We start from the raw sequence: 355 nt of genomic DNA on the forward strand, positions 1-355 counted from the left end.
TCAGGTCCGACTACGATCGGTGATTTGATCAAAGAGCAGATGCAAAACCAGTAACTGCTTGTAAAATAATCAAAAAAACGGGCCATAGGCCCGTTTTTTTTTGTTTTTTGTTTTTCCTTGTCTAAACTGAAAATGAGGCTATTTTTTAAGGAAAATCAATGACTAGGTCCGAACTGGTAGAGATTATTGCATCGAAACAGACGCAATTGTCGGTAAAGGATGTCGAGCTCGCAGTAAAAACGATTATCGATTTGATGTCAGAAACTTTAGCAACAGGTCAACGAATTGAAATTCGTGGGTTTGGTAGTTTCTCTCTTCATTACCGTTCTCCAAGAGTTGGGCGCAACCCTAAAAC

The 355-nt window shown here is 39.4% G+C and carries 1 protein-coding gene; it reads left to right on the forward strand.

Going from position 1 to position 355, the window contains the following annotated elements; genetic code table 11:
- Window positions 1-158: 158 nt before the first annotated feature.
- A partial coding sequence (locus A3750_RS25160) for an HU family DNA-binding protein (RefSeq protein ID WP_068542272.1) occupies window positions 159-355 on the forward strand: 197 nt, incomplete at its 3' end.

The sequence above is a fragment of the Oleiphilus sp. HI0079 genome (assembly GCF_001635105.1).